This window comes from Lentzea miocenica (genome assembly GCF_033949945.1).
GTDB classification, from domain to species: domain Bacteria; phylum Actinomycetota; class Actinomycetes; order Mycobacteriales; family Pseudonocardiaceae; genus Lentzea; species Lentzea miocenica.
Map to the genome: position 1 here is coordinate 83,739 of NZ_JAXAVW010000001.1, position 19,551 is coordinate 103,289.

18 protein-coding genes and 2 pseudogenes are annotated in these 19,551 nt (G+C 68.4%); 8 read left to right on the top strand and 12 right to left on the bottom strand.

All coding sequences use genetic code 11. From position 1 onward, the window contains the following. The first annotated feature begins 79 nt into the window (after positions 1-79). Complete coding sequence (locus SK803_RS00440) at positions 80-883, top strand: universal stress protein (RefSeq protein ID WP_319963656.1); 804 nt, start codon at positions 80-82, stop codon at positions 881-883. Here SK803_RS00440 and SK803_RS00445 read toward each other — a convergent pair. Then, on the bottom strand, positions 870-1,427 hold the full coding sequence (locus SK803_RS00445) for a YceI family protein (RefSeq protein WP_319963657.1): 558 nt from the start codon (positions 1,425-1,427) through the stop codon (positions 870-872). The genes SK803_RS00440 and SK803_RS00445 overlap by 14 nt on opposite strands. A 208-nt stretch (positions 1,428-1,635) precedes the next feature. On the opposite strand from SK803_RS00445, the pseudogene SK803_RS00450 reads away from it, so the two are divergent. After that, a pseudogene (locus SK803_RS00450) lies at positions 1,636-1,824 on the top strand (MarR family winged helix-turn-helix transcriptional regulator); the annotation flags it as partial. A 135-nt stretch (positions 1,825-1,959) separates the two neighbouring features. Here SK803_RS00450 and SK803_RS00455 read toward each other — a convergent pair. Then, the gene (locus tag SK803_RS00455; protein WP_319963658.1) at positions 1,960-2,904 is read right to left on the bottom strand and encodes a GlxA family transcriptional regulator; all 945 of its coding nucleotides are present in this window, start codon (positions 2,902-2,904) and stop codon (positions 1,960-1,962) included. Positions 2,905-2,975: 71 nt separating this feature from the next. Between SK803_RS00455 and SK803_RS00460 the strand changes: the two genes are divergently transcribed. Continuing rightward, a complete protein-coding gene (locus SK803_RS00460; RefSeq protein ID WP_319963659.1) occupies positions 2,976-3,125 on the top strand; it encodes a hypothetical protein in 150 nt (49 codons plus the stop codon). On the opposite strand, the gene SK803_RS00465 is transcribed toward SK803_RS00460, so the two are convergent. Beyond that, positions 3,118-4,242: a citrate synthase/methylcitrate synthase gene (locus tag SK803_RS00465; RefSeq protein ID WP_319963660.1), complete on the bottom strand. Its 1,125-nt coding sequence runs from the start codon at positions 4,240-4,242 to the stop codon at positions 3,118-3,120. The two genes, SK803_RS00460 and SK803_RS00465, sit on opposite strands and share 8 nt — an antisense overlap. A gap of 42 nt (positions 4,243-4,284) precedes the next feature. On the opposite strand from SK803_RS00465, the gene SK803_RS00470 reads away from it, so the two are divergent. Continuing rightward, positions 4,285-5,406 (top strand): citrate synthase, encoded by a 1,122-nt coding sequence (locus tag SK803_RS00470; protein WP_319963661.1) that lies wholly within the window; start codon positions 4,285-4,287, stop codon positions 5,404-5,406. A 103-nt stretch (positions 5,407-5,509) separates the two neighbouring features. Continuing rightward, positions 5,510-6,616, top strand: coding sequence for an acyltransferase family protein (locus tag SK803_RS00475; protein WP_319963662.1), 1,107 nt, complete (start codon positions 5,510-5,512; stop codon positions 6,614-6,616). Here the strand turns inward: SK803_RS00475 and SK803_RS00480 are convergent. The 9 genes and pseudogenes from SK803_RS00480 to SK803_RS00520 all read right to left on the bottom strand — a co-directional run bounded on the left by SK803_RS00480 (position 6,579) and on the right by SK803_RS00520 (position 17,180). Then, entirely contained in the window at positions 6,579-8,285 is a 1,707-nt protein-coding gene (locus SK803_RS00480) for a 1-deoxy-D-xylulose-5-phosphate synthase (protein ID WP_319963663.1), read from the bottom strand. The genes SK803_RS00475 and SK803_RS00480 overlap by 38 nt on opposite strands. After that, positions 8,275-9,216 carry a 4-hydroxy-3-methylbut-2-enyl diphosphate reductase gene (locus SK803_RS00485; RefSeq protein WP_319963664.1) on the bottom strand — a complete coding sequence of 314 codons (942 nt, stop codon included), beginning with the start codon at positions 9,214-9,216 and terminating at the stop codon, positions 8,275-8,277. The genes SK803_RS00480 and SK803_RS00485 overlap by 11 nt, the downstream gene beginning before the upstream one ends. A gap of 25 nt (positions 9,217-9,241) precedes the next feature. After that, positions 9,242-10,276: a family 2 encapsulin nanocompartment cargo protein polyprenyl transferase gene (locus SK803_RS00490; protein WP_319963665.1), complete on the bottom strand. Its 1,035-nt coding sequence runs from the start codon at positions 10,274-10,276 to the stop codon at positions 9,242-9,244. Between the two features lie 27 nt (positions 10,277-10,303). Then, the gene (locus SK803_RS00495; RefSeq protein ID WP_319963666.1) at positions 10,304-11,662 is read right to left on the bottom strand and encodes a family 2B encapsulin nanocompartment shell protein; all 1,359 of its coding nucleotides are present in this window, start codon (positions 11,660-11,662) and stop codon (positions 10,304-10,306) included. 54 nt (positions 11,663-11,716) lie between these two features. Continuing rightward, positions 11,717-12,778: a terpene synthase family protein gene (locus SK803_RS00500; protein WP_319963667.1), complete on the bottom strand. Its 1,062-nt coding sequence runs from the start codon at positions 12,776-12,778 to the stop codon at positions 11,717-11,719. 40 nt (positions 12,779-12,818) lie between these two features. Then, a pseudogene (locus SK803_RS00505) lies at positions 12,819-13,853 on the bottom strand (terpene synthase family protein); the annotation flags it as partial. A gap of 35 nt (positions 13,854-13,888) precedes the next feature. Continuing rightward, entirely contained in the window at positions 13,889-15,295 is a 1,407-nt protein-coding gene (locus SK803_RS00510) for a family 2B encapsulin nanocompartment shell protein (protein WP_319963669.1), read from the bottom strand. Positions 15,296-15,699: 404 nt separating this feature from the next. Then, a complete protein-coding gene (locus tag SK803_RS00515) occupies positions 15,700-16,167 on the bottom strand; it encodes a heme-degrading domain-containing protein (RefSeq protein WP_319963670.1) in 468 nt (155 codons plus the stop codon). After that, positions 16,164-17,180 (bottom strand): Gfo/Idh/MocA family protein, encoded by a 1,017-nt coding sequence (locus tag SK803_RS00520; protein ID WP_406601458.1) that lies wholly within the window; start codon positions 17,178-17,180, stop codon positions 16,164-16,166. Before SK803_RS00520 ends, SK803_RS00515 begins: the two co-directional genes overlap by 4 nt. Before the next feature lie 28 nt (positions 17,181-17,208). On the opposite strand from SK803_RS00520, the gene SK803_RS00525 reads away from it, so the two are divergent. From SK803_RS00525 to SK803_RS00535, 3 genes are all read left to right on the top strand, one after another. Then, entirely contained in the window at positions 17,209-18,183 is a 975-nt protein-coding gene (locus tag SK803_RS00525; RefSeq protein ID WP_319963672.1) for an ROK family transcriptional regulator, read from the top strand. A gap of 115 nt (positions 18,184-18,298) precedes the next feature. Further along, positions 18,299-19,099 (top strand): helix-turn-helix domain-containing protein, encoded by an 801-nt coding sequence (locus tag SK803_RS00530; RefSeq protein WP_319963673.1) that lies wholly within the window; start codon positions 18,299-18,301, stop codon positions 19,097-19,099. Continuing rightward, a complete protein-coding gene (locus SK803_RS00535) occupies positions 19,096-19,494 on the top strand; it encodes a VOC family protein (RefSeq protein ID WP_319963674.1) in 399 nt (132 codons plus the stop codon). The genes SK803_RS00530 and SK803_RS00535 overlap by 4 nt, the downstream gene beginning before the upstream one ends. The last annotated feature ends 57 nt before the right edge of the window (positions 19,495-19,551 follow it).

The window sequence follows — 19,551 nt, forward strand, 5'->3', positions numbered from 1 at the left end:
TCACGGTAGCCCAAAGACCCTGACATGAGGGGACCAACGGCACGCGGCTCGCTACATCATCTGGGCTTACTTTGAGATCATGAGCGGTCTTCCCGTTGTCGTCGGAGTCGACGGTTCCTCGTCCGCGCTGGCCGCGGTGGCGTGGGCGGCTCGGTCCTGTGCGCGGCACTCGGTGCCGTTGCGGCTGGTGCACGCGTACACGCTGCCGACGCGGGGCTACCCCGAGGTCATCTCATCGGCGCGTGAGCTGCGGTCGGCGATGTACGACCAGGGGCGGATGTGGCTCTCTCAGGCCGTTGCCGTCGCACGGGCGGAAGCGCCTGATGTGCCTATTGAGCACGACCTCCGGATGGAACATCCCACGCCCGTGTTGCTCGCGGAGTCTGCACGCGCGCGGGAAGTCGTGGTGGGGTCGCATGGGCTGGGCGGGTTCACCGGAGCGCTGGTGGGCTCAACGGCTGTCGCGCTGTCGGCGCACGGAGAGTGCCCGGTAGTGGTGGTGCGAGGCAACGGACATGACGGGCCCGTGGTGGTGGGTGTCGACCTCTCGCCTGGTTCGGACCCGGCTCTGGGCTTCGGGTTCGAGGAGGCGGCGGCGGCCGGAGTGCCGTTGGTGGCGGCGATGGCGCACGTCGACGAACAGTCGTCACTGCTGAACACGCGAATGTCCGGGTGGCTGGAGAAGTACCCGGACGTCGCGGTGGAACAGCTCGTGGTGGGGGAGCGGCCGATCCCCCTGCTGCTGGAGCTGGGGGAACGCGCCGGACTGCTGGTGGTCGGTGCACGGGGGCGTGGCGGATTCGCCGGGATGCTGCTCGGGTCTACCTCGCAGGCCCTGATCTACCACGCCCCGTGTCCGGTGGCCGTGGTCAGGCCTGCTTGACCGCGGAGATCTCGAACTCGAGGACGACCTTCTCGCTCACCAGCACGCCGCCGGTCTCGAGCGCGGCGTTCCAGGTGACGCCGTAGTCCTTGCGGTTGATGGTGTGCGAGCCCTCGAAGCCCACGCGGGTCTGGCCGTACGGGTCGACGGCGACGCCCTCGAAGGCGAACGGGATCGTGATGCTCTTGGTGATGCCCTTGATCGTCAGGTCACCGGTGATCTCGAAGTTGTCCTCGTCGACCTGCTTCGCGGAGGTCGAGACGAACGTGATCTCCGGGTGGGTCTCGACGTCGAGGAAGTCGTTGGTGGTCAGGTGACCGTCGCGCTGCGCGTTGCGGGTGTCGATGCTCGCGACCTTCAGGGTCACCGCGGCGGTGGTGTTCTCCGGCTTGTCACCGTCGATGGAGATCTTGCCGTCGAACTCGTTGAACGCACCACGAACCTTGGTGACCATCGCGTGGCGTGCGACGAAGCCGATGCGGGAGTGCGAGCCGTCGATGACGTAGTCGCCGGTCAGTTCGGAGAGGTTGGTGGCGGTGGTCATGGTGGTGTGTCCTTCGGTTGCTCGATTTGGTTGAAGTGTCATCCACCCTGCCGGAACGTGGATGATGTGTCAACTATTCCCGTATGCTGAACGAGTGACACGATGGTTGGAACCCGAGCAGCAGCGGGCGTGGCGTGCGTACGTCCGCATGCAGGGGGAGCTCAACGCGCACCTGAACAGGCAGATGTCGGTCGATTCGGAGATCTCGATGGCCGACTTCGCCGTCCTCGTTCAACTCACGGACAGGCCGGACGGGCGTGTGCGCGTGTTGGAGCTCGCGCGGTACCTGCACTGGGAGAAGAGCCGCATCTCACATCACGTGGCCCGGATGGAGAAGCGCGGGCTGGTGCGCAGGGAGAACTGCAGCAGTGACGGGCGTGGCTCGTTCGTCGTGCTGACCGATCAGGGCCGGTCCGCGATCGAGGCGGCCGCGCCCTCGCACGCCGAGATCGTCCGGGCGCTGGTGTTCGACCAGCTCTCCGACACCGAGGTCGAGGCGCTGCGGGAGATCTCCGAGAAGATCTTCACGCGCCTAACGACAGGAGAATGTGCGTCGGTAATCGCTCGGGGCGACGCCGACGACCCGGTGGAAGTGATGCCGGAGGAGGGCGGCTGTCCCGAAGCCGGAGCGGGCCGCGACGGCGTCGACGTCCAGGTCGGTCTCCTCGAGTAGACGGCGCGCGTGCAGCACCCGCTGCAGTGACAGCCACTTGTTCGGGGTGGTGCCGGTCTCCGCGACGAACCTGCGCGCGAACGTCCGCTCGGACATGACGGCGAGCTTCGCCATCGTGGCCACCGTGTGGTTGTCCGCGATCGTGCCGAGTACCTGCTCCAGCACCGGTTCGAGGCTGTCCGAGCTGCACTCCGGGATCGGGAGCTCCACGAACTGGCGCTGACCGCCGTCGCGCTGCGGCGCCACGACCATCCTGCGCGCGATGATGTTGGCGACCTTGGTGCCGAGCTCCCGGCGGACCAGGTGCAGGCACGCGTCGATGCCCGCGGCCGTGCCGGCGCTGGTGATGATGTCGCCGTCGTCCACGAACAGCACGTCCGGATCGAGCTGGGCCTTCGGGAAGCGTTCCCGGAACCGCCGCACGTCGTGCCAGTGCGTGGTGCAGTGCCGGTCGTCGAGCAGGCCCGCCGCGCCGAGGATGAACGCCCCGCTGCACACGCTGAGCAGCGTCGCGTCGGTCTCTTTGAGCGCCTTGACCAGCTTCTCCGGATAGTGGTCGCGGACGCGCGCGGCCGGGAGTGCGACGAGGTCGACGCTCTGCAGCGCGTCGAACCCGTACTCCGGCGTGATGCTCACGCCGCGGATGCTCGTCGGCACCGGTTCGTGCGGGGTCTCGCCGCACACGCGGAAGTCGACCAGCGGCACGCCCTCCTCGGTCCGGTCGATGCCGAACACCTCGCAGAGCAGGCCGAACTCGAACGGCGCGACGCCGTCGATGAGGGGAACCGCCACCGATCGCAGCATGGCAGGATATTAGCGCGCCACGTCAGATCTGCCACTGTTGGCAGGATCTGGTAGGTCGCAAACTTAGTGCCATGACTCTTGCAGCGATCGTCCTCGCAGTGGCCGCCATCTCCGTCTGGCTCGACCGGCACCGTGACCGCACCGCCGGCCTGGCGGGTTCAACCGACGTCAACGACCGTGACCGCACCCGCGTGCGCAACGACCTGCGGTACCTCACCTGAGAGTGGGCCGCGTGATGGTCGGCTGGGGTCCCGTGTAGCGGGCGACCGGGCGGATGATCTTCGTGTCCTCGGACTGTTCGAGCGCGTTGGCACACCACCCGATCACCCGGCTGCACGCGAACGTCGGCGTGAACATCTCCCGCGGGATGCCGCACAGCTCCATCACCACGCCGGCGTAGAACTCAACGTTCGCGTACAGCTGCCGGCCGGGCTTGAGCTCGGCCAGCAGCTCGGTCACCCGCTGCTCGACGGTGACGGCGAACTCGGTCAGCGGCGTCGGGTTCTCCAGCGCGATCTCCTTGAGCAGACGTGCCCGCGGGTCCTCCGTCCGGTAGACGGCGTGCCCGAAGCCCATGATCCGGTCGCCCTGCTCGATGCGTTCCCTGACCCAGGCGTCGATGTTGTCCGGCGTCCCGATGAGGTCGAGCGCCTCCAGGGCCCGGTCCGGCGCGCCACCGTGCAGCGGTCCGGAGAACGTCCCGATCGCCGCGGTCACGGCCGACACGACGTCGGCGCCCGATGACGCGACCACGCGTGCGGTGAACGTGGACGCGTTGAACCCGTGGTCGATCGTGGCGATCAAGTACTGCTCGACCGCACGGCTCGTCCATGTTGACGGCTCCAGTCCAGTCAACATGTACAACCAGTTCGCCGACGTTGACAAATCAACCCTGGGGTTGACGGGATCAAGTCCGAGCTTGAGCCGGTGCAGCGCCGCGAGGATCGTCGGCGTCATCGCGCTGACCCGGAGCGCGTCCGCCTTCCTGGTGCTCATCGGCGCGTCCCACATCGGCTGCGCCGGCAGCATCGACAACGCGGTCCGGAGCCCGGCCAGCGCCGTGCAGCCCGAGCGTGCGATCGCCGGCAGCACCTCACTGATCGCCGCTGGTAGCTGCCTCAGCGCCGCGGTCTGCGTCGCGAACACTGCGGCCTCGTCCCGGCTCGGCAGGCGGCCCTCCGCGAAGAGGAACCACACCTCCTCGAACGACCGGGTCCTGGCCAGCTCGATCGCGTCGTGCTCGCGGTAGTGGTAGTAGCCGGCGGCACCGTTCACGTCCCCGATCAGGGTCGTGGTGACGACGACGTCTTTAAGCCCTTTGGGTGCATCAATCAACATGGACAACAGGCTCCGTCAACATGTCTTGTACAGTCAACGTTGATGGAATCAATGTTGACGACGAATCAAGCTGCCCGGCGCCTGGGCGTGAAACCGGCGACGGTCTACGCGTACGTCAGCCGTGGACTCCTGACCAGCACCAAGCTCAACCGGCAGAGCATGTTCGGCGTCGCCGAGGTGGAAGCCCTGGCGCAACGCACTGGTGCCCGCGGAGCAGTGGCCGCTGTGACCGATCGCATCCGCACCCGCATCTCGCTGCTGGAGAACGACCGCCTCTACTACCGCGGCCGTTCGGTACCGGAGCTCAGCGGCACCAAGCGCTTCGAGGACGTCGCCCACTGGCTGTGGACCGGGATCGACTCGACGGGCGTGCAGTTCCCCGAGGGCCAGGAGATCTGGATGGCCCTGCCCGAGAGCGCCACCCTGACCGACCGCATCCGCGTGGCCGTGGCACTGGCCAGCGCCGGCGACCCGTTGCGCTTCGACCTCGACCGCTCGGTCACCACGGCGAAGGCCATGATCGCCGACGTCGTCGAATCCCTGCCGCTGGTGGGCAAGCCCCAGGGCACCGACATCGCCGAACGACTGTGGGCCCGGCTGTCACCCCTGCCGCCACAACCGGACGTCCTGAACGCCGCCCTGATCCTGCTCGCCGACCACGACCTGGCCATCTCGACGATGGCCGCCCGCGTCGCCGCTTCGGCCCACGCGCACCCGTACGCCGTGGTGTCGGCGGGTCTGGGCGCGATGGAGGGGCAGAAGCACGGCACCGCAACGACGATCGCGCACCGGTTCCTGGCGCAGGCCGAGTCCGACCCGATGGGCACCGTCGCCGAGCACCTGAGGTCGGGCCAGCCGATCCCTGGCTTCGGCCACCGCGTCTACCAGGCCCGCGACCCGCGCGCCGACCACCTGCTGGCGCTGCTGCGCGGCCACGGTGATCTGGTGGCGGACAAGGTGATCGCCACCCAGCCGCAGATGTTCCCCAACGTGGACCTGGCGCTGGCCCAGCTGGGGCTGACGTTCAAGATGCCGGCGGACGCGGGGGAGGCGATCTTCGCGATCGCCAGGATCGTGGGCTGGATCGCGCACGCGATGGAGGAGTACCGGGAGCCGGGTCTGAGGTTCCGTACGCTCGGCGTCTACACCGGCGACCGCCCGTGACCTGGCGCTGAGTGGTCGACGCGAGGCCGAGCACCGACGCCGCGGGCGAACGGGAGCCGTCCGCCCCCTTGGCCGCTGGCGTTCCGCGGCCCGGAAGCGGAGCATGGAACGCGTGAGAGTGTCCGCTGTGGACAACCTGAAGGTGATCCTCGTGGCGTGGGTCATCGGCGGCCACGCGCTGCTGGGCTACGCCGCGATCGGCGGCTGGCCGTACGACGAGGTCAACGAGGTCACGTTCCGTCCCGGCGTCGAGACCGTGCTGGCGGCGTTGATCGGGCCGTCGGGGTTGTTCTTCATGGGCACCTTCTACTTCATGGCCGGGATCTTCACGCCCGGCTCGATCGAGCGCAAAGGCGCCGGGCGGTTCATCACCGAACGGCTGATCCGGCTCGGCACGCCGTGGATCGTCAGCGCCGTGGTCGTCTGGCCGACGTTCGTGTGGATCGCCTACAACGGGGCCGGGCGGAGCGTCTCGTGGTGGCATGCCTTCACGCACCGCGATCCGTTCCTGGACAGCGGGTCGTTGTGGTTCGTCGGGGTGTTGCTGATCTTCTCGATCGCGATTGCCCTGGGGCCGCCGATCAAAGAGCGCGCCATCACCCCGAAAACGGTGGTGGGCATGACGATGATGGTGGCGGGCACGACGTTCCTGACGCGGCTGGTGTTCCCGGCCCGCAGCGGACAGGTCGGCGACCTGCACCTGTGGTGGTGGCCGCAGTGCCTCGGCATGCTGCTGCTCGGCGCGATCGGCGGGCACAAGCTCGCGGAACGGGTGCCGGACGAGATCTACCGGATGACCCGCAACGTCGTCATCGCCACCATCGCGGTCCTGCCGATCGCCGCGGCGCTGCTCGGGGTGCTGGACCTCGCGCGGAACGCTGATCCGTTCCTCGGCGGATTCACCTGGCAGGCACTGGCACTTGCCCTCATCGAGGGAATCCTGGTGGTGGCGGGCAGTTTGTGGCTCATCGGGCTCGCACAACGCAGGCTGACCCGCCAGGGGCCCTTCGCCGAGGGGCTGGCGCGGTCCGCCTACGTCGCGTTCGTCGTGCAGGGACCGGTCCTGCTCAGCCTCGCGACCGCCATGCGCCCGCTGGAGCTGCCGGCCGAAGCCAAGGCGCCGCTGGTGGGTGCTGGGGCGATCGCGTTGTCGTTCGGGATCGGCTGGTACGTCACTTCACGCCGAGGCGCTTCAGCACGCTCGTCGTGATGCCGGCCGCGTCGAGCCCGTGCGCGCGCAGGATGCGGGCGCGAGAGTCGTGCGGCAGAAAACGGGGCGGTAGTGCGAAGGTCGCCACACAGGTCGACGTACCGGTCAGCGCCTGACCGAGCCGTGCGCCCAGTGCGCCCGTTGACGTCGTGTCCTCGACGGCGAGCACCAAACGGTGTTGGCCGCTGTACTTGACGAGGTGCGGATCCAACGGCGCGGTCCAGCGCGGATCGACCACGTTGACCCGCACGTCGTGGGCGGCCAGCTCCTCGGCGGCGGCCAGACACGGACCGGCGAGAGGGCCGACCGCGATCAGCAGCACCTCGGCGTCCGGTACCTCGTGCAGCAAGTCGAAATGGCTCACCCGGCGCACCGCGGGCACGTCGGCGCCGACGGAAGCCTTCGGGTAGCGCACGACCGTCGGACCGTCCGACACGTCGACGGCTTCACGCAGCAACTCGGCCAGCGAGGCCGGATCGCGGGGAGCCGCCAGCCGCAGACCGGGCACGACGGGCAGGATCGAGGCGTCCCACATGCCGTGGTGCGAGGCACCGTCCGGGCCGGTCACGCCGGCGCGGTCCAGCACGAACGTCACGGGTAACCGGTGCAGCGCCACGTCCATCAGCAGCTGGTCGAACGCACGCGACAGGAAGGTCGCGTAGACGGCGACGACCGGGTGCAGCCCGCCCATCGCCATGCCGGCGGCGGACGTCACGGCGTGCTGCTCGGCGATGCCCACGTCGAAGACGCGCGACGGGAACTTCGAGGCGAACGGCCGCAGCCCCACCGGTTCCAGCATCGCCGCGGTCAGGCAGACGACGTCGGGACGTTCCGAACCGATCGCCACGATCTCGTCGGAGAACGCGTCGGTCCAGGTCCGGCCGCCGGAGGCACCGGAAGCGCCGACCGCGTGCATCCGGTCGGCCTCGTCGGTCTCCGCGGCGTCGTAACCCTTGCCCTTCACGGTCTTGCAGTGCACGACGACCGGACGCCCCAGAGCTTTCGCCTCCCACAGGGCGTTCTCGACGGCGTGCACGTCGTGGCCGTCGACCTCGCCGATGTAGGCCAGCCCCAGCGCCTCGAAGAGACCGCGGGCCGACCCGTTCAGCAAGGACGCCGCGAACCCGCCGGCAGTCGGGTCGTAGGAGCGGCCGTTGTCGTTCAGCAGCACCACGACCGGACGGGAGGAGCCGCCGATGTTGTTCAACGCCTCCCAGCACATCCCACCGGTCAAAGCCCCGTCACCGACGATGGCCACGACCCGGCGCTCGGCACCGCCCAGCTCGAACGCCTTGGCCAGACCGTCCGCATAGGACAGTGCGGTGGAGGCGTGCGAGTTCTCGATGACGTCGTGCGCGGACTCGGCCGCGGACGGGTAGCCGGACATGCCACCGGCCTGGCGCAAGGAGTCGAAGTCCGAGCAACGGCCGGTCAGCATCTTGTGCACGTACGACTGGTGCCCGGTGTCGAACAGCACCACGTCGGTGGGCGAGGTGAAGACCCGGTGCACCGCGATGGTCAGCTCGACAGCGCCCAGGTTCGGCCCGAGGTGGCCGCCGGTCCGGTGCACCTTGGAGATCAGGAACGACCGGATCTCGCCGGACAACGTGCTGAGCGAAGCGGAAGGAAGTGCCCGGACGTCCGCGGGCGAGGTGATGTCAGCCAGCACGGCGCACCGCCAGCGGCAGCGTGAAGGCGATCGTCTCGGTCGCCGCCGTGTGCGTCGACACGGACACCGAGCCCAATGCCTCCAACGCGGACACCACCTCGTCCACCAGTTCGGGAGGAGCAGAGGCGCCGGCCGACAACCCCACCGTCGACACCCCGTCCAGCCAGGCCGGGTCGATCTCCGACGCGTCGTCGATCAGGTAGGCGGGCGTGCCGCCACGCACCGCCAGTTCGACCATCCGGACCGAGTTGGAGGAGTTCTTCGAGCCCACCACCAGCACCAGGTCCGACCGCGCGGCGACGTCCCTGATCGCGACCTGCCGATTCGTGGTGGCGTAACAGATGTCGTCGGACCCAGGTCCGCGCAGCTGCGGGAACTTCCGTTCCAGAGCCTCGATCACCTCGAGCGTCTCGTCGACGGCCAGCGTCGTCTGCGTCAGGTACGACACCGGGCCGGAGATCTCCAGCGCGTCGACGTCCTCGACGGTCTCGACCAGCACCATGCGTTCGGGAGCTTCTCCCAAGGTGCCTTCGACTTCCTCGTGCCCGGCGTGTCCGATCAGCACGATCGTGTCGCCGCGGTCGGCGAAGCGCCGGGCCTCCGCGTGCACCTTCGTCACCAGCGGACAGGTCGCGTCCAGCACGTCCAACGACCGTTCCACAGCTTCAGCACGCACAGCGGGAGAGACGCCATGTGCGGAGAAGACCGCCGTGGCACCACGAGGTACTTCCGACAGCTCCTCCACGAACACAGCGCCACGCGCCTCCAGCCCACGCACGACGTGGACGTTGTGCACGATCTGCTTGCGCACGTAGATGGGGCCGCCGCGCTGGTCGAGAAGTCGTTCCACGATCTCGATGGCCCGCTCCACCCCGGCGCAGAACGACCGGGGTGAGGCGAGCAGCACCGAACGCGGCGGGTGTTCCGTCATCGAGTGCCTTCCGAAGGATCTTGATTCAGTGGTCTCGGTGGGTGACCAGCTGGGCGAGCGTGCCGAGCTCCACGGCCGCACGCGCGGTCGGGGACGCCTCGCCGAGATGGAGCAGCGCCCGCGTGTGCAGCTCGTCGGCCTGCGTCTGGCTCCACGCGCGTCCGCCGGCCGCGTCGACCAGGTGAGCCGCCCGCGCAAGCGTTTCCGCGTTCATCTCCTGGGAACCGAAGTAGAACGACGCCAGCTCGGCGGAGGCGGGAACGCCGTTGGTCAGCGCGTACACGACCGGCAGGGACTTCTTGTGGTTCGCCAGATCCGAGTGCGCCGCCTTGCCGGTCACCACCGGGTCGCCCCAGATGCCGAGCAGGTCGTCCACGTGCTGGAACGCCAGTCCCAGCTCGGCGCCGTAACCGCGCATGGCCTCGATCTGCTCGTCGGTCCCGTCGCCGTACAACGCGCCCAGCGCCGTGGAAGCGCCCAGGAGCGCACCCGTCTTGCCGCGCGCCATCCGCTCCACTTCGGACACGACGACATCGGACCGCGTCTCGAAGTCGAGGTCGTAGGCCTGTCCGTCGAGCAACGCCACCACGGCGTCGCCCAGCGTCCTGATCGCCTCCAGCGCACGCGGATGTCCTGATGCCGCGAGGACGTCCACGGCCAGCGCCTGCAGCGCGTCGCCGGCCAGGATCGCCGCGTTGACGCCGAACACCGTCCACGCCGTGGCCCGGTGGCGCCGGGTCGTGTCGCGGTCCATCACGTCGTCGTGCAGCAGTGAGAAGTTGTGGATCAGCTCCACCGCGACCGCCGCCGGGACAGCGGCGGAGGCGGCGCCGCCGACGGCCTCGGCCGCCAGCAGCACCAGCGCGGGACGGATCGCCTTGCCGCCGTTCTCCAGCACCGGATTGCCGTACTCGTCGCGCCACCCGTGGTGGTACTCCGCGATCGTGCGCATCGACGGCGGCAGCTGCTCGACGGCCTTGCGCAGAGCCGGAAGCACGAGGCTCCGGCTCCACGCGAGCACCTCACCGGCGGGCCTGCCGGCCGCCAGTGGTTCGGTCATCCCAGGAGATGTCTCTGCTGTCATGACTTAGAGACCGATCTCCACGTTCTCCAGCACACCCAGCGCGTCCGGCACCAGCACGGCGGCCGAGTAGTACGTGGACACCAGGTACTTGAGCATCGCGTGCTCGTCGATGCCCATGAACCGCACGTTGAGGCCGGGCTCGTACTCGTCGGGGATGCCGGTCTGGCGCAGGCCGATGACGCCCTGCTTCTCCTCGCCCAGGCGCATCGCGAGGATCGACGTGGTGCCGTTCTTGTTGACCGGGATCTTGTCGCACGGCGCGATCGGGATGCCCCGCCACGACTGCATCGGCTTGCCCTCGAGCTCCACCGTCGGCGCGTAGAGCCCGCGGGACGACAGTTGCCGGCCCAGCGCGGCGATCGCCTTGGGGTGCGCCAGGATCAGCTTGGTGTTGCGGCGCCGCGAGATCAGTTCGTCCATGTCGTCCGGCGTCACCGGTCCGGACTGGGTGCTGACCCGCTGCTTGAGGTCGGCGTTGGCGAGCAGGCCGAACTCCTTGTTGTTGATGAGCTCGAACTCCTGCCGCTCGCGCAGGGCCTCGATCGTCAGCCGCAACTGGTGCTCGACCTGGTCCATCGGCTGGCTGTAGAGGTCCGCCACACGCGTGTGGACGCGCAGGATCGTCTGCGCCACCGAGAGTTCGTACTCGCGCGGCCGCAGTTCGTAGTCCACGAACGTGCTCGGCAGCGTCGGTTCGCCGTCGTGGCCCGACGCGATGTCGATCTCCGCCTCGCCGTGCTTGTTCGACGCGTTCGACGGGTTCGCCAGCTGTAGCGCGATGTGGTCGCGCAACGGCTCGATCTGCCCGTTGAGCTGGTTGAACATCGCCCGCGTCAGCACCACGGCGGTCGTCGGCGTCAACGCACGCGCGGTGAAGCTCCACTGCTTCTCGGTACCGGACAGCACCGGCTCGTCGCCGATGTACTCGCCGTCCGCGATCGTGCCCAGCGCCACGTCGTCGCCGTACTCGCCGAGGCCGGTCTTGGTGACCTTGCCGTGCGCGATGACGATGATCTCGTCGACGGACCCGCCGCGTTCGGCGATCACCTCACCCGGCTGGTACTCGCGCTGCTCGAAGCGGTTCGCCACCGCGGTCAGCGCTTCCTCGTCGTCGAACCCGCGCAGCAGCACGAACTCCGCCAGCTCCTGCGGCACGATCCGCACCTCGGAACCGACGCTGGTGAACGTCACCCGGCCGTCGCCGATCGCATAGGTGAGCCGCCGGTTGACGCGGAACGCCCCACCCTTCGCCTCGACCCACGGCAGCATCTTCAGCAACCAGCGGGGGGAGATCCCCTGCATCTGCGGCGCCGACTTGGTGGTCGTCGCGAGGTTGCGAGCCGCTGCCCTCGACAGGGACATCGGCTGGTCCTCGACCCCAAGACCCGGATCGGTAACGGTCACTGCGAATCCAATCTATTGACGAACAAGAACGGTGTTAGTGGTCGTGCCGACATGCTTTTCGTCGGCACGACCACTAACACCTGCTTTTGGGTGTATCTGGTGTGACTGGGTGCCGAGTCCTGCGGGGGAGTGGAACGACTTCCGGGTGGGGGAGGGGGAGAAGCTGAAACGGCCGGACCTCTGCGACCAGAGCAGCTCGCCTGCCAGCCACGACTTCAAAGCCTCGACATATCGGTGCAGCCCGGCCTTCGCCTCCGCGTCGAGGGCGTACTCGTCGGCGATCGAGGGAAGTTCGGCGATGATCGAGCCGATCTGCCGCAACCGTGCCGCGACGAGATCTCCGACCACGGACACGGCCTGTTGCGGCTCGCACTCGAAGAACTGCCGCACCGCCAGCACCGCGCTCGTCGTGCTGGCGCCGGAGCCGTAGACGGTGTCGAACCCGAGGATCTCCTGACGCAGACCGGGAACATCACCGAACGAGTCGACCAGCGCGCGCATCGTGGAGTTGCGCAACAACTCCGCGGGCAGGTCGGCGCCCACGGACTTCATCGCGAGCGCCGCGGACAGCTCACCGGCGTTGGTCTTGCGGCGCATCTCGACCAGGTCGATCGGGTCCGGCACCCGGCCCTGGGCGGTGTTGTGCAGCTCCCACAACAGTCCGTCCAGGAGATCCGTGACGCCCGCGCAATCGTCGTCGTCCAAAGTGGAACGGGAGACGAGGTCGGCCAGACCCTGCTCGGCCGGGTTCAGCGACACTGCCGATCCCGAGCCGAGAACGTCCTTGAGCCGTGCGATGAACGTCCTGCCGCCGGGCACGTTGCGCGTCCGGAGGAAGCCCTCGCGGAACGCGTCGTGCAGGTAGAAGCCCCACGTGTGCCAGTCGTTGATGTGTTTCAGGTCGTCCAGCGACGCCGTGGGGTGGGTCAGCGGGCCGAAGCCGCCGTAGTCCGCCGCGTCGTAGAACGCCTCGGACCACGGAGCGCCGCCCAGCATGCCCATGTCCCGCACCCACGTCTTGGTGTGCTGGCGCACCCGGTCGACGTGCGGCGAGAGCCTTGCCGCGAAAGGCATGTCGAACTCAACCACGGGCCGCCCCCAGCCACGCGGCGGACGTGCCCAGGCCGGTCGGCCCGCGCAGGATCGTGCGGAAGAACGCGCTGTTGCCCGCACCCGCGTTCTCGGCCTTGGTGTAGCGACCCGCGTGCAGGTGCCACTCGTGCCCGCCGGACTGCCAGTCCTGCAGGCCCTTCACGTACCTGAGCACGCGGGCCTGCTCCAGCGGGTCGACGCCGTGGTCGGTGAACAACGTCGGCAGCTCGGTGAACACGGTGTTCTCGAACTGGTGCAGTCGCGAGGTGAGCAGGCTGTTCACGGCCTCGACCGCGGTCTGCGTGTCGTGGCCGAAGAACTTCTCGAACACGAGCACTCCGTTGGAGTTCTCGCCCTCGCGCAGCACTTCCCGTTCGTACGAGAAGATGTCGTTGCGCAGGTGGATCGCGTCGGAGAACGTGTCGGACAGGACCCGCAGCGGCCGGGTGCCCGCGATGGATGCGGGCACCTCGGCTGCTTCGGAGACCTCCACCAGGTTCGCCGACCACGGCGCGCCGCCGACCTTGCGGCGCATCTCGATGTACTCGATGGGGTTGGCGACCGTGCCGCTCTCGATGTTCTTGATCTCCCACATGCACTCGAGCAGCAGGTTGTGGGTGCTCGTGGTGAACCGGCGCCGCCAGTCCTGCGACATCAGCGGAATCGTCCGCTGCCACAGGTCGACGAGCCCGCGTTCGGTCGGGTTCCGCGGCTCGGGTGACGGGTCCGTGCCGTTGATGGGCATGAACGCCGGCAGCCGGTCCAGATACGCCTTCGCCCCGGACACGTCCTTGGTCTGCTTGAACTCCGCGAAGAACTCGTCGTCGAAGTAGAAGACCCAGACGTACCAGTCCGTGATGAGGTCGAGGATCTCCGCGGGCGCGTCCGGATGGGTCCACGCGCACATGAACCCGTAGTCGTCGCCCGCGAGGATCTCGTCGGTCCACACCCCGGTGTCGAGCATCCCCATGTCCCGCGCCCACCGCGTCGAGTGGGCGCGGGCGCGTTCGAGGTGCGGGTTCATCCGCGCCGGGTGCGGCACGTAGAACTCCGGCATGGTGAAGGAAGCCGCCCGTCCAGAACTCAATTTGGCTAGCCCTCGCGACCGAGCTCGACGTGCTCCAGCACACCGATCGCGTCGGGCACCATGATGGCGGCCGAGTAGTAGGCGCTGACCAGGTAGTTGATGATCGCCTGGTCGTTGATCCCCATGAACCGCACCGAAAGACCCGGCTGGTACTCGTCCGGGATGCCGGTCTGGTGCAGGCCGATGACGCCCTGGTTCTGCTCGCCGGTGCGGATCAGCATCACCGACGACGTGCGGGTGTCCGAGATCGGGATCTTGTTGCACGGCAGCACCGGGATGCCGCGCCAGGCCGGCACCTGCTGGCCGTTGAAGTCGATGTGCTGCGGGTAGATGCCGCGCTTGTTGAGCTCACGGCCGAACGCCGCGATGGTGCGCGGGTGGGCGAGGAAGTAACCGGGGTCCTTCCACACGATCGACAGCAACTCGTCGAAGTCGTCCGGGGTGGGCGGGCCGGTGCGGGTGTGGATGCGCTGCTTGAGGTCCGCGTTGTGCAGCAGGCCGAACGACCTGTTGTTCACGATCTCGTGCTCCTGGCGCTCGCGCAGGGCTTCGATCGTGAGCCGCAACTGCTGCTCGACCTGGTCCATCGGCTGGTTGTAGAGGTCCGCGACCCGGCTGTGGACCTGCAGCACCGTCTGCGCGACGCTCAGCTCGTACTCGCGCGGCGAGAGCTCGTAGTCGACGTACGTGCCGGGCAGCACGGGCTCGCCGTCGTGGCCGGCCGACATGCCGATCTCGGCCTCGCCGAAGTCGTTCTGCGGCTTGTTGCGGCTGTTGAACGCCTGCTGGATGTGCGCGCGCAGGCCGCCCGCTTCGCCGTTGAGAGCCTGGAAGTCCTGCCACGACAACGTGAGCACGGTGACCGGGGTGACGGCCTTGGCGGAGTACTCCCACTCGCCCTGCGGCCCGGCCAGCACGGTCTCGCCGAAGTACTCGCCGTCGGCCAGGTTGCCGAGCACGGTCTCGCCGCCGTACTCACCGGTGCCGATCTTGTCGACCTTGCCGTGCGCGATCAGCACGACCTGGTCCTTCGGCCGGCCCTTCTCGACGATGACGTCGCCGATGCCGTACTCGTGCTGCGTGAAGCGGCCGGCGAGCGCGGCGAGGACGGCCTCGTCGTCGAAGCCGTGCAGCAGCGACAGCTCGGTGAGCTCCATCGGCACGACGCGGACCTCGGCGCCCGTGTTCGTGAACGAAACGCGGCCATCGCCCAACGTGTAAGTGAGACGGCGGTTGACGCGGTATGCACCACCTGCGGCCTGAACCCAGGGCAACACCTTGAGCAGCCAGCGGGAGGTGATTCCCTGCATCTGCGGGACGGACTTGGTCGTCGTGGCCAGATTACGTGCGGCGGCCGTGCCCAAACTCAGCTGCTGACGGCCCTCATTGAGGTCAGAATCCGTCACAGTCACAACCCACACCCACCTATCTCAATGCGCTAATGGTCCAATCGATAAGCCGGAATGGACGTTAGTTCTCGCGAATGAGAGCTGTGAAGGGGCCAAAAAGGCGACATTCGGGTGGGTGGTTTACGCCTACCGTTGCTACGGAGCGTACAACTACTGGCCCGCGCAACTACTCCGGTATCGGCAGGCGAGTGACCTGTCTCTATTCGTACATGTGTGGAATAGGGTACTCGTTTGGCCCAGTAGGATCACCCTTTTGAGCGCATTGGTGACGCATGTGCTGCTGCTACACAGCACCACTCCGAGTGGGTCGAAATCCACTCGAAGCGGTGTGTGCCAAAGCGCAATAACACCTCTCGGTACGACTTCGAACTCAGGTCCGAATTTTGTACCAACGACTATTCGTGCTATTACGCGTCACGGGAGTTCAGGAACGATTCCACCTGAGTCACGACGAACTCGTGGTCATCGGCCTGCGGCAGTCCGGAGACACCGACGGTGCCCACCGGTCCGGTGCCGCGCAGGATGACCGGGAAGACCCCGCCGTGCGCCGCGTACAGATCCGGGTCGAGACGTGACTCCGCCTCGAACGTCGTCCCCTTTTCGCGGAACGTTTCCCCGACGTAGAACGAACTGTGGCCGAACAGCTCGACCACGCGGGCCTTGCGCTCCAGCCACCTGTCGTTGTTCGGCGCGGTCCCGGGCAGTGCCGCGTGGAACAGCCGGTGTCCGTTGCGCTGCACCGAGATCGCGATCGGGAGACCCTGCTCGCGGGCGGCGTCGAGCAGGTGCAGGCCGAGCTCGATCGCGACGTCGTTGCCGAAGCGGGTGAACTGGAGACGCCGCTCCTGGGCGAGGAGTTCTTCGCTGGTGCTCACAGCTCCACCACCCGGTTCTCGCGCGCGGACGTGAACGCGGCCTCGATGACATCGAGCGCGTCGACCGCGCTGGAGGGGGCCACGGGGATCCGCCCGGCCCGCAGTTCGGCGTAGAAGGTCTGGTATGCACCGGGTTCCACGGGGATCTCGGTGGTGTGGTCGAGGATGCCGAGCCGGCCGGTGCGGGCCTCGCGGCCCCAGTGGGAGTCGGTCGGGCGGCGGCCCGCGGCGAGCGCGTCCTCCTGCTCGTCCAGGCCGTCGACCACGAACGCGCCCTCGCTGCCGAGCACGCGGAACCGCGGCCCGTTGTTCGCCGCGTGCGCACTGGCCCACAGGTGGGAGCGCACGCCGTTCTCGTGCGTCAACGCCACGAACACGTCGTCGTCGACCTGGACGCCGGGGCGGCGCAGGTCGAGTTCCGCGTAGACGCTTCTGACCGGCCCGAACAGCTGCAGCGCCTGGTCGACGAGGTGGGCGCCGAGGTCGTACAGCAGGCCGCCGGCCTCCTCCGGCGAGCCGAACTCGCGCCAGTTGTCCCAGATCTCCGGCACCCAGCGCTCGTATCGAGACTCGAACCGCCGAACTTCGCCCAGTTGGCCGATGATCTTGCGGACGGTGAGGAAATCGCTGTCCCAGCGGCGGTTCTGGAAGACCGTGAGCGGCACCCCCTTCGCCCGCGCCGAGGCCACGAGTTCCTTCGCCTCGGCGCTGCTGGGCGCGAACGGCTTGTCGACGACGACCGCGACGCCCTTGTCGATCGCGCGCTTCGCGTACTCGACGTGCGTCTTGTTCGGGGTGCCGACGACGATGAGGTCGAGGTCCAGCTCGAACAGCTCGTCCGCCGTGACGATCTTGGCCTCGGGGTGCGCGGCACGGGCCCGCGCCTGCCGCTCCGGGTTCGCGGTGACGATCGCGACGAGGTCCATGCCCTCGGTCGAGGCGATGAGCGGGGCGTGGAAGACCCGTCCCGCGATGCCGTAGCCCAGCAGTCCGACTCGTGTCATGCTTCTCATTAAAGCAACGCTGTTGCATAATCGCCACGTGGACCTCACCTCGCTGCGTTCGCACAACGACCGGACCGTGCTCCGGCTGGTCCGCTCAGGAGCTCTGAGCAGGGCTTCCATCGCCGCGGAGGCCGGGCTGACCCCGCAGGCGGTGTCGAAGATCGTGGCGCGGCTCATGTCGGCGGGGCTGCTGGAGGAGACCGGCGCGGTCCGCGACGGAGGCCGGGGCAAGCCCAGGATGTCGCTCCAGCTGGTCGCCGGCGGGGCGTACGCGTACGGGGCGTACGTCGACCGCGACGAACTGCGGGTGGTGCGGCTGGACCTGACCGGTGAGGTGGTGTCGGCGTCGGTCGTGCCGCTCGCGCCGATGTTCACCCCGGACGACGTCCTGGACGCGCTGGCCCCGTTGATCACCCCGGACGAGAAGGTGCTCGGGCTCGGCATCGGGATCGCGGGCCCGCTGGACTTCCGCGACGGGGTGGTGTCGCCGAACGGCCTGCCGGGCTGGTCCTCCGTGCCCCTTCGAGCGCTGGCGGAGAAACGACTCGGGCTCCCGGTCGTGGTCGACAAGGACACCAACGCCGCGGTGCTCGCCGAGGCGTGGCGAGGACCTCTGCGGGACGCGGCACTCGTGTTCGTCGGCACCGGCCTGGGTGTCGGGCTGCTGCTCGGGGGAGAGGTGCACCGCGGCGCGCGGTCGGGCGCGGGCGAGTTCGGGCACACCACGATCCAGCTCGACGGGCCGCTGTGCGTGTGCGGACGGCGGGGCTGCGTGGAGGCGGTGCACGCCGCCGCCACCGGAGCGGAGGCCGCGCGGGTGCTCGCCGCCGCGGTGACGAACCTGGTGCAGCTGCTGGACCTCGACCAGATCGTCCTGAGTGGACGGAAGGTGCTGGAGTCGCCAGAGCTGTACCTGCGGGCGATGCGGGACGTGGACGTGAGCGTCACGTCGTACGGGGCCGATCTGGTACCGGTGGGCGCAGGACTGCTCGTGCTAGGAGAATTGTTTTAGTGCCGTGGCCTGAAAACCTGCCGGCCATTTCGCGGTCAGACGGGTGCCGCGAGGTGCCCTGCTGAGCGTGAAGTTGCACGCCAGGTTTTCGGGCCACGGCGCTAGCATCGGACACGTGGACGTCGAGCACGTCGTCGGCCTGCCGCACCCGCGGCTGCGGCCGTTCGTGACGCGGTACTCCGGGTATCGGATGCGGACCGAGCCCGGGACGCACCGCGGCCTGCCGTCGCGCTCGCTCACGCTCGTCGTCACGCTGGACGGCACGGTCGACCTCCCCGACGGCCGGTTCGCCACGCTGTGCGGCGGGCTGCACGACGAGGCCGTGATCATCACGCACGACGGGTTCCAGCACGGCGTCCAGTGCGACCTCACGCCGTTGGGGATGCGGGCGTTCTTCGGCATGCCGGCCGGTGAACTCGCCGCGACCACGGTCGGCTTGGACGTTCTCGACGCACCGGCCGCTGAGCTGCGCGAACGGTTGCAGGACGCGACGACGTGGACCGATCGGTTCGCGCGGCTGGACTCGCTGCTCGGCAGCCTGGTCAGGCCGGTGCGGCAGCAGGTCGAGGTGGCGTGGGCGTGGCAGCGGCTCGCGTCCGGGGCGCCGGTCGCGGAGATCGCCGCCGAGGTCGGGTGGAGCCGGCAGCACCTCAGCGCGCGGTTCGCCGCGGAGTACGGCCTGACGCCCAAGGTGATGGGGCGCGTGATGCGGTTCGAGCGGGCGAACCGGATGTTGCGCGGCGAGCGGCGGCCCACGCTGACCGAGGTGGCCGCTGCCTGCGGTTACACCGACCAGGCGCACTTCAACCGGGACTGGCGGGCGCTGTGCGGGGCGACCCCGACCGAGTGGATCGCGGCCGAGCTTCCATTCGTACAAGGCAGCGAGCACGGTCAGGGCGCAGAGTTGCCGTCATGAGCACACCACCACCTACCTGTTGGCCCACTTTGTCCTATCAGGACGCTCCCGGCGCGATCCGCTTCCTCGTGGAGGCGTTCGGGTTCAAGGAACATCTCGTCGTGCCCGGTGAGGCCGACGGCGAGGTCGTGCACTGCGAGATGGTCTGGCCAGAGGGCGGCGGCGTGATGCTGGGATCCGTCGCCCGTTCGGTCGGCGAGGTCGAGGCGACCAGGGCCGGCGCCGGATCGATCTACGTGGTGACCGACCGGCCGGACGAGATCCACGCGCAGTGCACGGCCCGCGGTGCCACGGAGATCCGCGGTCTGCGCGACGAGGACTACGGCTCGCGCGGGTTCACCGTGGCCGATCCCGAGGGCAACCGCTGGAGCTTCGGCACTTATCGCGGAGCGTGAGGCAACCTTCACACGGCGTTTGGAGTCTCCTGGGTGGAGAGGTTCACACCTAGGGGA